12 protein-coding genes are annotated in these 13,130 nt (G+C 73.1%); 1 reads left to right on the forward strand and 11 read right to left on the reverse strand.

The genetic code is table 11. The features are described from left to right. Nucleotides 1–114 precede the first annotated feature (114 nt). From ACLJQM_RS29785 to ACLJQM_RS29835, 11 genes are all read right to left on the reverse strand, one after another. Complete coding sequence (locus tag ACLJQM_RS29785) at nt 115–1,875, reverse strand: hypothetical protein (RefSeq protein WP_410633628.1); 1,761 nt, start codon at nt 1,873–1,875, stop codon at nt 115–117. A 31-nt stretch (nt 1,876–1,906) separates the two neighbouring features. Continuing rightward, nucleotides 1,907–2,776, reverse strand: a complete 870-nt coding sequence (locus ACLJQM_RS29790) for an AAA family ATPase (RefSeq protein ID WP_410633630.1) — start codon at nt 2,774–2,776, stop codon at nt 1,907–1,909. Between the two features lie 591 nt (nt 2,777–3,367). Then, complete coding sequence (locus tag ACLJQM_RS29795; protein ID WP_360782677.1) at nt 3,368–3,976, reverse strand: nucleotidyltransferase family protein; 609 nt, start codon at nt 3,974–3,976, stop codon at nt 3,368–3,370. Continuing rightward, the gene (locus tag ACLJQM_RS29800) at nt 3,969–4,799 is read right to left on the reverse strand and encodes an IclR family transcriptional regulator C-terminal domain-containing protein (protein ID WP_247013172.1); all 831 of its coding nucleotides are present in this window, start codon (nt 4,797–4,799) and stop codon (nt 3,969–3,971) included. Before ACLJQM_RS29800 ends, ACLJQM_RS29795 begins: the two co-directional genes overlap by 8 nt. 10 nt (nt 4,800–4,809) lie before the next feature. Continuing rightward, the gene (gene pcaC, locus ACLJQM_RS29805; RefSeq protein ID WP_410633631.1) at nt 4,810–5,211 is read right to left on the reverse strand and encodes a 4-carboxymuconolactone decarboxylase; all 402 of its coding nucleotides are present in this window, start codon (nt 5,209–5,211) and stop codon (nt 4,810–4,812) included. Continuing rightward, complete coding sequence (gene pcaD, locus ACLJQM_RS29810; RefSeq protein WP_410633632.1) at nt 5,208–5,984, reverse strand: 3-oxoadipate enol-lactonase; 777 nt, start codon at nt 5,982–5,984, stop codon at nt 5,208–5,210. The genes pcaC and pcaD overlap by 4 nt, the downstream gene beginning before the upstream one ends. Before the next feature lie 17 nt (nt 5,985–6,001). Then, nucleotides 6,002–6,556 (reverse strand): protocatechuate 3,4-dioxygenase subunit alpha, encoded by a 555-nt coding sequence (pcaG, locus tag ACLJQM_RS29815; RefSeq protein ID WP_410633634.1) that lies wholly within the window; start codon nt 6,554–6,556, stop codon nt 6,002–6,004. Beyond that, complete coding sequence (pcaH, locus tag ACLJQM_RS29820; protein ID WP_360782687.1) at nt 6,553–7,290, reverse strand: protocatechuate 3,4-dioxygenase subunit beta; 738 nt, start codon at nt 7,288–7,290, stop codon at nt 6,553–6,555. The genes pcaG and pcaH overlap by 4 nt, the downstream gene beginning before the upstream one ends. Nucleotides 7,291–7,302: 12 nt before the next feature. Then, entirely contained in the window at nt 7,303–8,484 is a 1,182-nt protein-coding gene (locus ACLJQM_RS29825) for a thiolase family protein (protein ID WP_410633635.1), read from the reverse strand. Then, a complete protein-coding gene (locus ACLJQM_RS29830; protein ID WP_247013183.1) occupies nt 8,481–9,239 on the reverse strand; it encodes a CoA-transferase subunit beta in 759 nt (252 codons plus the stop codon). Before ACLJQM_RS29830 ends, ACLJQM_RS29825 begins: the two co-directional genes overlap by 4 nt. A 790-nt stretch (nt 9,240–10,029) precedes the next feature. Continuing rightward, nucleotides 10,030–10,839 carry a CoA transferase subunit A gene (locus ACLJQM_RS29835; protein WP_360782693.1) on the reverse strand — a complete coding sequence of 270 codons (810 nt, stop codon included), beginning with the start codon at nt 10,837–10,839 and terminating at the stop codon, nt 10,030–10,032. 177 nt (nt 10,840–11,016) lie between these two features. Between ACLJQM_RS29835 and ACLJQM_RS29840 the strand changes: the two genes are divergently transcribed. Further along, nucleotides 11,017–13,095: an alpha-galactosidase gene (locus ACLJQM_RS29840; protein ID WP_410633637.1), complete on the forward strand. Its 2,079-nt coding sequence runs from the start codon at nt 11,017–11,019 to the stop codon at nt 13,093–13,095. Nucleotides 13,096–13,130: the final 35 nt, after the last annotated feature.

A 13,130-nucleotide genomic window follows, 5' to 3' on the forward strand; every position in this document is an offset into this window, starting at 1 on the left:
TGGCGGTTCCGGCTGTGTGAGGAAAAGGATGCCGGAGTCGCGCGAGCCCGGCAACGCAATTAAAAACGCCCGCCCGGTCCATTGTGGACCGGGCGGGCGTTTCGGGTTCGTGCGTCAGGAAACCTTCATGCCGGGCTGGATGTTCGCGCAGCCGCGCAGGCCGGCCGTCTTGTTCAGCTCCAGGATCGGCGGCAGCGTCTTCTGCGCGTACGCCTGGAGTTCGGCGAGCTTCGCCGGGTCGACCAGGTCGCGCCGGACGTGGTAGCTGACCCAGTTGCGCGAATCGACGGTCATGTTCCCGATCGGCTGGTTGACGAAGATCGTCACGTAGTCCTGCTCGAACCGCGGGTCCCGGTCGAACTGCAGCGTGGTGATCCACGAGCCGATGAACGTGATCAGCTCCGGCTTGGCCTTCGTGAAGACGTAGTCCCGCAGGCCCTGCATGTCGGCGCGGTGCAGGTAGTCGGCGATCGGCTTGTCGCCGAGGCCGGCCAGGTCGAGCACCCGGATGCGGCTGCCCAGCGACGTCCCGCCGAGGTCGATCAGCCCGACCTGGGCGCTGTTCGGCAGCTTCAGGATGTCCGCGAAGCCGTTGACGGCCTGCGCGTCGCGCTCGGCGACGATGCAGAACGCGGTCTTGACGTTGGCGCGGTAGGTCGTGCCCTGGGTGTAGAACCCGCTCACCGAGCTGACCGCGGCCACGACCAGCAGGCAGGCGAGCACGATCCGGCCGCGCAGCCGGGCCGCGGACAGGGCCTCGACGACCACGACCGCGGCGCCGAACGCGCCGAGCGTCCAGACCGGGGTGGCGAAGCGCAGCTGCCCCATCCAGTCGTACTCGAGGACGATGTAGGCGACGACGGTCAGCCCGAAGGGCACCAGCAGCGCGATCAGGCCGGTGCGCAGCTTCGACGGCCGGATCATCAGCATCACCAGGCACGCGACGGCGATCGCGACGACCAGCCAGCCGACGTAGGAGACGATCTCCCCGGGCCGCGCGAGGTCGTCGAGGTTCGGCGGCTCCTGCCCCTTGGCGACGGCGGTGTTGGGCACCAGCCGGCCGAACTCGAACCAGCGGAAGACGACGTAAGCGCCGTACGGGACGGCGAAGCCGGCGACGGACAGGACGACCGCGCGGACGCTGCGGCCGAGCAGCTCCCGCTTGAGGAACAGCAGGACGACGATCGGGTACGCACCGGCGTAGATGATGCCGTCGGGCCGGGTCAGCGCGGCGAGCACGGCGATCAGCCCGGTGCCGACGGCGACCTGCGTGCCGAGCAGCCGTCCGCCTTGGACCGCGCGCAGGATCACCACCGCGAGCGCGGCGACGGTCAGGGCGTAGAAGGAGTTCTCGAGCCCGGAGAAGCACCAGATCACGAACGACGGGATCGCGGCGAGCACGGCCCCGGTGAGGAAGGTGACCAGCGCCGGGCGGCGGGTGAGCGTCTTGGCGCCGAAGTAGAACAGGACGAGGACGCCCAGGCAGCACGCCAGCGCGAGCGCCTTCGGGAAGAGGATCTGGTCGTTGACCCCGAACAGCGTCCCGTGGTCGAACAGGCCGACGAGCTTCCCGAGCGCGAGCAGCACCATCCAGGTGGGGTTGGAGTACCCCTCGACCGGCGAGGCGCCGGGCTGCAGGACGGGCCCGAAGCCGTCGGCGACGTTGCGCGAGTAGGCGAACGTGATGGCGGCGTCGTCGATCAGCCAGTGGCCGTAGAAGGACGCGTGCACGGCGATCAGCGCGGTGCCGCCGAGGATCGCGGCCACGGCGGCGAGCTTGCCCCGCCAGGTGCCGGTCCTCGCCCCGGCCGCCTCGGGCCGATCCGGCGCCGGCTCCGCGGCCGGTCTCGTCTCGGTCGTTTCCGCCACGCTCATCCGCAGGTTCTCCCCCGTCTCGGCCCTCGGGTCAGGCGAACAGGGCGTCGAGTTTCGCCCGTACCCGGTCGAGGTCTTCGCTGTACTTCAGGACGGCCCCGAGCGTCCGCGCCGCGGTGGCCGCGTCCAGCTCGTCGCGCTCAAGAGTCATCAGGGCTCTCGCCCAATCGAGTGACTCAGCTACTCCCGGTGGCTTCAGCAGGTCCATTTCACGGAGCCGATGCACCGCTTCAGCGATCTGCCCAGCTAAAACTTCACCTATTCGAGGGATTCTACGGCGCAGGATCATGACCTCCCGAACCAGGTCCGGGTGTTCCAGCCAGTGGTAGAGGCACCGCCGTTTGAGAGCGTCGTGCACCTCCCGCGTCCGGTTGGAGGTGAGCACGACGAGCGGCGGCTGCGCGGCTCGGACCTCCCCGTACTCGGGGATGGTGACGGCGTTCTCGTCGAGCAGCTGCAGGAGGAAGGCTTCGAACTCGTCATCGGCGCGGTCGATCTCGTCGACGAGCAGGACGCAGGGAGCTTTGAGGGCCTGCAGAAGGGGCCGGGCGAGGAGGAACCGTTCGGTGTAGAGCGACCGTTCGGCGGCCTCGACATCGAGCGTGCCGGCGGCTTCGAGCGCCCGGAGGTGCAGGAGCTGGCGGGGGAAGTCCCACTCGTAGAGCGCCTGGGCGGCGTCGATGCCCTCGTGACACTGGAGCCGCACGAGCGGCCGATCGAGCGCGGCGGCCAGGGCGAGGGCGAGCGAGGTCTTGCCGGTACCGGGTTCGCCTTCGCAGAAGAGCGGGCGCCCCATCTTGAGCGCGAGGAACCCGGCGGTGGCCAGCCCGTCATCGGCGAGGTAACCGGTCCCGTCGAGAGCAACGGCGAGTTCTTCGGGCGAGGCGAGCAAGTCGGTCACGCCCCGATCGTAGGCGGCGGGTGGGGAGGGTGCGGTGTGTGCGGAGCAGGAGGCCCGGACGGATGACCCACGGCCGCGTGCCCGCCGGGGCGCGCGGCGGGCACGGCCGGGGTGCGGCCGTGTGCGCGGCGGGGCGCCTGCCGGACGCGGCCCGGTGCCCGGCGAGGCGCGGCCGGGTGCGGCCGGCTGCCCGGCGGGGCGGCGGCTTGCTGGCCGCGGGATGCCGGGGTGGCCGGGCGCAACTGGCGTGCCGCGCTGCGACGCACTGGCCGATGGGCAGCGGGGGCAACTCGCAGATCGGGCGCGACTTGCTGGCCGAGATGGCTGCGGAACCGGGGCGACCCGAGGCCAGCCGGCGGAGGCGAACGGCAGGCCGGACCGCCTGCCGGAGGGCGGGCGGCTGCAGTACCGGGGCGGCCGATGGTCCGGGCCGAGGTGGCTCGCGTGGGGCGTGTCGACTCGTCGGGTGGGGTCCGCGGGCCGCGACGGCGTGGGAGGGGCTGGGCGGGAAGGTCGCGACCTTTGGGGTGGCGGGGAGCAGTGCGGGCGGAGCGGCGAAGTGCCGGAAGCCGCTTGCGCTGGGGCGGGTGGTCAGCGGGGCGGCGGGTTCGGCAAGTCAGTGGGGCGGTCGACGTCGCGGCCGCTACCCAGGTCGGCGCACTCGATCAGTCTCAGGTCCTTGCGGGTCGCGAGCCAGTCTCGGGCGCCTCGGTCGCCTTGGGCGGTGGCTGCGATCTCCGGCCACCAGTCGCGGCCGAGGAGGACTGGGTGGCCGGGGACTCCGTTGTACGACGCGCGGGCCACTGCCTCCGGGGTTGCCTCCGCGGCGACCCGCGTGAGGATCTCGGGGCCTACCCACGGCAGGTCGACCAGGTGGACCAAGGCCGCCACCGGAGCGTCGGGGGTTTCCGCCAGTGCGGCCAAGCCTGCTCGGAGGGAGGCTCCCATGCCCGTCTGCCAGTCCTCCGCGAACACCGCCGACGATGGGTCGGGGAGGAGGGCGCGGACTTCGGCGGCTGCTGCGCCCACGACTACGCGGATCGGGGTGCAGCCTGCCGCCGTCAGGGTTTGGAGGGCTCGGCGGACCAGGGGTTCGCCGTTCAGCTCGACCAGGGCCTTCGGGCCGCCGAAACGGCGGCCGGCTCCTGCGGCCAGGAGGAGGCCGGCGACCCGGGTGGCAGGCAGTGGGGGGTCAGCCATGGGCTCGGCCCGGGGCTCCGATCGCCAGGTCCGCTTCGATCGCGCGGGCCGTCTCCAGGAGTGGGGGGACCAGGTTCTCGCGGACCGACTCCGCCGTCGTGCGGCTGGCGTGCGTGGACAGGTTGACCGCCGCCACCGTGCGGCCCTTGCGGTCGTGGATCGGGGCCGCCACCGAGCGGAGGCCTTCCTCCAGTTCCTGGTCGACCATCGCCCAGCCCTGGTCGGCCACCGCCGCCAGTTCCGCGCGCAGGGGGTCCGGGGCCGTCACCGTGTGGTCGGTGAGGCGGTCCAGGCTCGCCACCAGGAAGTACGCCTCCAGCTCCGCCTTGCTGAGGCCGGCCAGCAGGACGTGGCCCATCGAGGTCGCGTACGCCGGGAAGCGGGTGCCCACGTTGATGCTGACCGTCATGATCCGGGAGATCGCCACCCGCGCCACGTAGACGATGTCCGTTCCTTCGAGGACCGAGACCGAGCTCGACTCGTGGACCGTCGCGGACAGCTTCTCCAGGTGCGGCTGGGCCACCTCGGGCAACGTCATGCTCGACAAGTACGCGTAGCCCAGCTCCAGCACGCGCGCGGTCAGGGAGAAGTACTTGCCGTCGGTGCGGACGTAGCCGAGGTCGGTCAACGTCAGCAGGAACCGGCGGGCCGCCGCGCGGGTCAAGCCGGTCGCGCGGGCGACGTCGCTCAGGGTCAGCTCCGCCGCTCCCGCGTGGAAGGCCTTGATCACGGCCAGGCCGCGCTCCAGCGACTGCACGTGGTGGGCACCACGGTGCGCCGGCTCGCTGTCCAGCTCGACGTCGATCGGCCTCCCCGCGTCCATGACCGGCACCCTATCCGGCGTCGGCCGGCCGGGTGCTCGGCTCGCCGAGCTCGGCGAGGGTGCGCTGCGCGATGGCGAACGCCGCGTTCGCCGCCGGCGCGCCCGCGTAGACGGCCGTGTGCAGCAGGACCTCGCTGATCTCCGCCGCCGTCAGGCCGTTGCGGACCGCCGCGCGGACGTGCATCGCCAGCTCGTTGTGCGCCTGCAACGCCGTCAGCGCCGCCAGCGTCACGCAGCTGCGCGTCCGGCGGTCGAGGCCGTCGCGGGACCACACCGACCCCCACGCGCCCTCGGTGATGTAGTCCTGGAACGGGCGGCTGAAGTCCGTCGTGCCCGCGACCGCGCGGTCGACGTGCTCGTCCCCGAGCACCTCGCGCCGCACCTTCATGCCCTGTTCGTGCCGGTCGGTCACACTCGCTCCAAGTGGTCGAGGATCAGCCGGGTGAACTCCGCCGGCTGCTCGTAGCTGCCCAGGTGCGCCGCGTCCGCGACGACTTCCAGCCGCGCGCCCGGGATGCCCTCCGCGATCGGGCGCGAGTGCTCCTCCGGCGGGGTCGCGGGGTCGTCCGCGCCCGCGATCACCAGCGTCGGGGCGGTGATCTTCGGCAGCGCGTCGAGCTGGTCCATCCGCTCGATCACGCCACAGCACGCCGCGTACCCCTCGGCCGGGACCCCGGCGATCATCGACCGCAGGTAGGCGGCGCGGTCGGGGTGCCGCTCGGCGTAGCCCGGGGTGAGCCAGCGGGTGACGCCCGCCGCCGCGACCGCGGAAGTGCCCTCGGCGCGGACCTTGGCGGCCCGCTCCGCCCACATGCTCGGCGGGCCGAGCTTCGCGGACGTGCAGCACAGCACCAGGCTCGCCACCCGGTCCGGTGCGTGGGCGCCGAGCCACATGCCCGTCATCGCCCCGAGCGAAAGCCCCACCAGGTGGGCCCGCTCGACCACGAGCTCGTCGAGCAGCGCGAGGACATCGGCGCCCAGGTCGTCCAGTTCGTACGGACCCGGTGGCACCGGCGAGGCGCCGTGACCGCGTGTGTCGTAACGGACCACGCGGAAGCCGCGTTCGAGCAGCGGCACCACCTGGGGCTCCCACATCCGGAGGTCGCTGCCGAGCGACCCGCCGAACACCACCACCGGCCCGTCCTCCGGGCCTTCCACGACCCGGTGCACCCGCACGGAGCTCACGCCGCCTCCTCCTCCGTTCATACCGCGAAGAACACCGTCTCGCCGTCGCCCTGCAAGCGCACGTCGAAGCGGTAGCCGTCGTCGGTCTTCGCCGCGATGAGCGTGGCGCGCCGCTCCGCCGGGACGGTCGCCAGCACCGGGTCCGCGGAGTTGTCCTGGTCCTCGAAGTAGATCCGCGTGACGACCCGGTTGAGCAGGCCGCGCGCGAACACCGACACGTCGATGTGCGGCGCCTGCGTGGTGCCGCCTTCGCCGGGGACAACGCCGGGCAGCAGCGTGAGGATCTCGTACGTGCCGTCGGCGTCGGTCGGGCAGCGGCCGAAGCCGCGGAACTCGCCGTTCGCCGCGCCGCGCGGGTCGTCCGGGTGGGCGAAGCCGCCGTCGGGGTCGGCCTGCCAGGTCTCGATCATCGCGTCCGGGACCGGGTCGCCGTTGCCGTCGCGGACCGTGCCGCGGATCCGGAACGCGCCGGGCGTGCCTTCGGGCACGACGTGCGGGCCGTCGGGCCAGGGCAGCCCGATCGACAGGTAGGGGCCGACCGTCTGCGAAGGGGTGGGGAGCAGCCTGGTCATTCGTCCTCGTCCTCTTCCTCTTCGAACACCGACGCGTCACGCCCGCGCAGCACGATGTCGAACTGGAACCCGAGCGCCCATTCGGACTGGGTGATCTCGTGGTCGTAGCGCGAGACCATCCGCTGCCGGGCCTTTTCGTCCGGGATCGAGTTGAAGATCGGGTCCTGGGAGAACAGCGGATCGTCCGGGAAGTACATCTGGGTGACCAGCCGCTGGGTGAACGCCGAGCCGAACACCGAGAAGTGGATGTGCGCGGGGCGCCAGGCGTTGTCGTGGTTCTTCCACGGGTAGGCGCCGGGCTTGATGGTGGTGAAGGTGTAGCGGCCGTCGCTGTCGGTCAGGGCGCGCCCGACGCCGTCGAAGTTCGGGTCGAGCGGCGACGGCCAGCGGTCGCCGGTGTGCCGGTAGCGGCCGCCGGCGTTCGCCTGCCAGATCTCGACGAGGGAGTCGCGCACCGGGCGGCCGTCGCCGTCGAGGAGCCGGCCGGTGACGATGATCCGCTGGCCCTGCGGCTCGCCCGCGTGCTGACGGGTGAGGTCGTTGTCGAGCTCGCCGAGCCGGCCCGGGCCGAGCAGCGGGCCGGTGACCTCGGTCAGCATCTGCGGGAGCAGCACCAGGTCCTGCTTGGGGTGCCGCAAGGCCGTGGAGCGGTAGCCGGTGGAGTCCAGCGGGGGGTGCGTGCCTTCGGGGTCCTGCCCGTAGCGCGGCAGCCTGAGTTCGGTCGGAGTGGCCACGTCTGTTCTCCTTTACCGGCCTTCGAGGACGACGGCCAGGCCCTGGCCGACGCCGATGCAGATGGCGGCCAGGCCCCAGCCCCCGCCGCGGCGGTGCAGGTCGTGGGCCAGGGTGCCGAGGATCCGGCCGCCCGACGCGCCGAGCGGGTGCCCGATGGCGATCGCGCCGCCGTGGGTGTTGACGATCTCCGGGTCGAGGTCCTTCCAGTCGCGCAGGCAGGCGAGCGACTGCGCGGCGAAGGCCTCGTTGAGCTCGACCGCGGCCAGGTCGTCCCAGCCGATGCCGGCGCGCTCGAGGGCGATCTCGGCCGCGCGCACCGGGCCGATGCCGAAGACGTCCGGGTCGACGCCGGCCGCGCCCCGGCCGGCGATGCGGGCGAGCGGGGCCCTGTTCAGCCGGCCGGCGGCGGCTTCGTCGCCGAGCAGGAGGGCCGAGGCGCCGTCGTTGAGCGGGGAGGCGTTGCCCGCCGTGACGGTGCCGTTTTCCTTGCGGAACACGGGCTTCAGCTTGGCGAGTTTCTCGGGGCTGGAGTCCGGGCGGATACCTTCGTCGCGGGCCAGGTCGACGCCCTCGACCGGGACGACGAGGTCGTCGTAGAAGCCTTCGTCCCAGGCCTTGGCGGCGTTGACGTGGCTGCGCGCGGCGAAGGCGTCCTGCTCGTCGCGGCCGATGCCGTAGCGCTCGGCGAGCTGTTCGGTGGACTCGCCGAGGGAGACCGTCCACTGCGACGGCATCGCCGGGTTGACCATCCGCCAGCCGAGCGCGGTGTTGTAGAGGGTCTGGTTGCCGGCGGGGAACGCCTTTTCGGGCTTCGGCATGACCAGCGGCGAGCGGGTCATCGACTCGACGCCGCCGGCGACGACGAGGGAGGCGTCGCCGACCTGGATCGCCCGGCTCGCCTGGATCGCCGCGTCGAGGCCGGAGCCGCAGAGGCGGTTGACGGTGCTGCCCGGGACGGTCGTCGGCCAGCCGGCCAGCAGCGCGGCCATGCGGGCGACGTTGCGGTTGTCCTCGCCCGCGCCGTTCGCGTCACCGAGGGTGACTTCGTCCACTGTGGACGGATCGAGGCCGGTGCGGGCCTGGAGGGCTTTGAGGACCCCGGCGGCGAGGTCGTCCGGGCGGACGCCGGCCAGCGCCCCGCCGTAGCGGCCGAACGGGGTGCGGATCGCGTCGAGGATGTAGACGTCGGTCATGCGCTCGCCTTCTCCAGGTCTCGGAGCACCTTGAGCTCCTGCTCGGTCGGGGCGGGGGTGGCCTTCAGGTCCTCCGCGACCTTCAGTTTCCACCCCGTCGCCGCGATGGCCCGATCGAGCTCGACGCCGGGGTGGAGCTCGGTGAGGGTCAGTTCGGCGGTCTCGGGGTCGGGGCGCAGCAGGCCCAGGTCGGTGACCACCAGGGTCGGGCCCTGACCGGGGAGGCCCAGGCGCTCACGGTCGCCCCTGCCCGTTCCGTGGCCGAACGAGGTGACGAAGTCGACCTTCTCCACGAACGCGCGCGGGTTCTGGCGCAGGACGATGAACACCTCGCCGCAGGAGGCCGCGATCTCCGGGGCGCCGCCCGCGCCCGGGAGGCGGACCTTCGGGTCGTGGTAGTCGGAGCCGATGACCGTGGTGTTGATGTTGCCGAACTTGTCGAGCTGGGCGGCGCCGAGGAAGCCGACGTCGATGCGGCCCGGCTGGAGCCAGTAGTTGAAGACCTCGGGGACGCTGACCACGGCGTCGGCGGTGTCGGCCAGCTCGCCGTCGCCGATCGAGAGGGGCAGGCGGGAGGGCTTCGCGCCGAGGCAGCCCGATTCGTAGATCAGGTTCAGGTCGGGGGCGTGGGTGCGGCGGGCGAGGTTGGCCGCCTTGCTGGGGAGGCCGATGCCGACGAAGCAGGACTTGCCGCCGGCGAGGGCGCGGGCGGCCGCGACGCTCATCATCTCGTCCGCGGTGTAGTCGGTGCTCATGCTCGGACCTCCGCGGGGCGGGTTCGGGTGAGGGGGCGGGGTGCGCCGGCGGATGCGGTTGGGCGGGCCGGGTGGGTGCGGCCGGTGGGCCGGGATGCGGTGCCGGCGCGGGCCGGGCGGGTGCCACCGACGGGCCCGGATGCGGCGGCAGCGCGGGCCTGGCGGGTGCGGCCGGCGGGACGGGATGCGGCGGCGCTGCGGCCCGGGCGGGTGCCACCGACGGGCCCGGATGCGGCGGCAGCGCGGGCCTGGCGGGTGCGGCCGGCGGGACGGGATGCGGCGGTGCTGCGGCCCGGGCGGGTGCCACCGACGGGCCCGGATGAGGCGGCAGCGCGGGCCTGGCGGGTGCGGCCGGTGAGCCGGGATGCGGTGCCGGCGCGGCCCGGGCGGGTGCCACCGACGGGCCCGGATGAGGCGGCAGCGCGGGCCTGGCGGGTGCGGCCGGTGAGCCGGGATGCGGCGGCGCTTCGGCCCGGGCGGGTGCCACCGACGAGCCCGGATGAGGCGGCAGCGCGGGCCTGGCGGGTGCGGCCGGTGGGCCGAGATGCGGTGCCGGCGCGGCCCGGGCGGGTGCCACCGACGGGCCGGGATGCGGTGCCGGCGCGGCCCGGGCGGGTGCCACCGACGGGCCCGGATGCGGCGCCAGCGCGGCCCGGGCGGGTGCGATCGGCAGGCCGAGTTGCAGCGACGCGGCCCGCGTCGGTCAGGCAGCCGAGACCGGCGGGGCGAGGCGGGCTCGAATGGGCGGGGCGGGGATGGCTCGGCGGCGGGGGAAGGGTGCGGGTCCGGCTCATGCCGTCACCCCCGTCAGGTTGTTCAGCCACTTCGTGAACTCCTCGCGGTCGCGACCCACCGCGTCCCATGCCTGGTACGCCGCGTTGTCGCGCTCGTAGTACCCCGCCGCGTACGACGGCTTCGCGCCGCCCGGGACCTCGGCCACCGCGGTGACCGCCCAAGATGGGAGGACTACCGCGCCCGGGCGGGGCTCCAGCTCGTCGACGATCTCCTCCACCGTCACGATCGAGCGCTTCGCCGCCAGGACCGCTTCCTTCTGGACGCCCGTGATGCCCCACATCTGGACGTTGCCCGCGCGGTCGGCGCGTTGGGCGTGGACGATCGTCACGTCCGGGTTCAGGGCCGGGACCGCGGTCAGCTGCTCGCCGGTGAAGGGGCACGTGATCGGCTTGATCGTGTCCGTCTGGGCCGGGAGGTCCGTACCCGTGTAGCCGCGCAGGACCGCGAACGGCAGACCTGATGCGCCGGCGACGTAGCGGTTCGCCATGCCCGCGTGGCTGTGCTCCTCGATCTCCAGCGGGACCGGCCAGTCGTGCTGGACGGCGTCGCGGAAGCGGTGCAGTGAGCCCACTCCCGGGTTGCCGCCCCACGAGAAGATCAGCTTGCGGGCGCAGCCCGCGCCGATCAGCTGGTCGTAGACGATGTCCGGGGTCATCCGCACCAGCGTGAGGTCACGCTTGCGCTGCCGGATGATCTCCTGCCCGGCCGCCACGGGGATGAGGTGCGTGAAGCCCTCAAGCGCGACGGTGTCCCCGTCGTGCACCAGCCGGGCCACGGCCTCCTCGAGCGACAGCAGCTCCGCCATCACGTGCTCCAAACTGTTCGCATCACGCACACTCGTTCTGCAACCGAACATAGCACGCCTCCCGGCCCCCGAACAGCCGTCTTCCACCCAATGGATGACGCACGTACAGCGAAAGCTCGGCCGATCCGGATCAGCCGGGAGCCGTGCGGAAGCTTGGTCGTGCCTACGCTCGGGAGCATGTCGCTCGTCGAACACGACCCCGCGCGCCGGCTCTGGCTGCTGCGCACCCCCGAGAGCTCGTACGCCTTCCGGCTCGACGCCGACGACCGGCCGCGGCACGTCCACTGGGGCCCGCCGCTGACGCCGGCCCAGGCCGCGCAGGTCGCCGCGCGCCGCAACCCCGCCGACAGCAGCTTCGACGAGCCGGGCGACGAGCGGCAGGAACTCCCGGCCGAGGGCGGCGCGTTCTTCGGCGTCGCGGCGCTGGCCGTGCGGTACGAGGACGGCACGTCGGCGCTCGAGTGGCGCTACGCCGGGCACACCAGCACCGAGGACTCCCTGGTCGTGCGGCTCGCCGACCGGCACTACCCCCTGGAGCTCTCGCTGCACTACCGCGTCCGCGGCGACGTCGTCGAACGCTGGACGTCGCTGCGCGCGGACGAGCCGGTTTCCCTGCTGCGCACCGATTCCGCGGCGTGGACGCTCCCCCGCCGCGACGGCGCCCGGCTGACCCGGACGTCGGGCGCGTGGAGCGCCGAGCACGGCGTGCTGCGCGAGCCGCTGCCGGTCGGCGAGACGACGTTGACCAGTCGCCGCGGCGTGTCGAGCCACCAGGTCGACCCGTGGGTGATGCTGGACGCGGGCGACGCCACCGAGACGGCGGGCGAGGTCTGGAGCACCGCGCTCGCCTGGAGCGGGAGCTGGCGGATCACCGTCGAGCGCACGCACACCGGGCGCGTGACGTGGACCGGCGGGTTCGGCCACGAGAACGTCGCCTGGCGGCTGCGGCCCGGCGAAACCTGGGAGACGCCGGTGTTCGCCGGGCTCTACGCGGCCGACGGCTTCGGCGGGACGAGCCGGCGCTGGCACGCCTACGTCCGCGAGTTCGTCCAGCCGCACCCCGGGGAACTGCGGCCGATCGTCTACAACTCGTGGGAAGCGACCGGGTGGGACGTCGACGAGAAGACCGAAACCGAGCTGGCCGCGGCCGCCGCGAAGCTCGGCGCGGAACTGTTCGTGATGGACGACGGCTGGTTCGGCGCCCGCACCGGTGACGCCGCCGGGCTCGGCGACTGGACCGCGAACGCACAACGCTTCCCGGCCGGGCTCAAGCCCCTGGCCGACGCGGTCCACGCGCACGGGATGCGGTTCGGGCTGTGGGTCGAGCCGGAGATGGTCAACCCGGACAGCGACCTCTACCGCGCGCACCCGGACTGGGTGCTGCACATGGCGAACCGCGAACGCACTGAGCTCCGGAACCAGCTCGTGCTGAACTTCGCGCGCGCGGACGTCGCCGGGTGGGCGCACGAGTGGCTCGACCGGCTGGTCGGCGAGCACGGCGTCGACTACCTCAAGTGGGACATGAACCGCGCTTTCACCGAAGCCGGCTGGCCGGGCGGGGAGGCCGGGCGCGTGTGGGTGGACCACGTCCGCGCGGTGCACGCCATCCTGGACCGGCTGCGCGCCGCGCACCCCGCGTTGCGGATCCAGGGCTGTGCGGGCGGCGGCGGGCGCACCGACCTGGGGATCCTCGCCCGGACCGACGAGATCTGGGCGTCCGACAACACCGACGCCGCCGACCGGATCACCATCCAGCACGGCTACGGGCAGCTCTACCCGGCGGGCACGATGTCGGCCTGGGTCACCGACAGCCCGAACCCCACCACCGGCCGCGAAGCGCCGTTGAGCTTCCGCTTCCACGTCGCCATGGCGGGCGTGCTCGGCCTCGGCGGCGACCTGCCTCGCTGGTCCGCCGCCGAACTGGCGGAAGCGGCGGAGCTCGTCGCGCTGTACAAGGAAATCCGGCCGGTCGTGCAGCACGGCGAGCTGTACCGGCTGGCGGACCCGGCGACCTCGGCGTTGACCGCGGTGCAGTACGTGCTCGGCGGCGAGGTGGTCGTCTTCTTCTGGCGACGGCCCACGGAGTTCGCGCGGCCGTTCACGCCGCCGCGGCTCGCCGGGCTCGACCCGGCGGGGCGTTACCGCGACTCCGGCGGCGTCGTGCACGACGGCGCGGTGCTGCTCAGCCACGGCCTCGACGTGGGTTTCCCCGGCAGCGGGTACGCGAGCGCGGTGGTGCGGCTGACCAGGGTCTGATTACCCACGTCGATCGGACTGGCCGGAGCGGGTGA

The organism is Amycolatopsis sp. cmx-4-83, assembly GCF_046548815.1.
Taxonomy (GTDB): domain Bacteria; phylum Actinomycetota; class Actinomycetes; order Mycobacteriales; family Pseudonocardiaceae; genus Amycolatopsis; species Amycolatopsis pretoriensis_A.

What these genes read in the sequence shown, in the direction of transcription:
- ACLJQM_RS29785 (WP_410633628.1), bottom strand. Translation starts at nt 1,875, where the DNA reads ATGAGCGTGGCGGAAACGACCGAGACGAGACCGGCCGCGGAGCCGGCG.
- ACLJQM_RS29825 (WP_410633635.1), bottom strand. Translation starts at nt 8,484, where the DNA reads ATGACCGACGTCTACATCCTCGACGCGATCCGCACCCCGTTCGGCCGC.
- ACLJQM_RS29800 (WP_247013172.1), bottom strand. Translation starts at nt 4,799, where the DNA reads ATGGACGCGGGGAGGCCGATCGACGTCGAGCTGGACAGCGAGCCGGCG.
- ACLJQM_RS29840 (WP_410633637.1), top strand. Translation starts at nt 11,017, where the DNA reads ATGTCGCTCGTCGAACACGACCCCGCGCGCCGGCTCTGGCTGCTGCGC.
- ACLJQM_RS29830 (WP_247013183.1), bottom strand. Translation starts at nt 9,239, where the DNA reads ATGAGCACCGACTACACCGCGGACGAGATGATGAGCGTCGCGGCCGCC.
- pcaG (WP_410633634.1), bottom strand. Translation starts at nt 6,556, where the DNA reads ATGACCAGGCTGCTCCCCACCCCTTCGCAGACGGTCGGCCCCTACCTG.
- ACLJQM_RS29835 (WP_360782693.1), bottom strand. Translation starts at nt 10,839, where the DNA reads ATGGCGGAGCTGCTGTCGCTCGAGGAGGCCGTGGCCCGGCTGGTGCAC.
- ACLJQM_RS29795 (WP_360782677.1), bottom strand. Translation starts at nt 3,976, where the DNA reads ATGGCTGACCCCCCACTGCCTGCCACCCGGGTCGCCGGCCTCCTCCTG.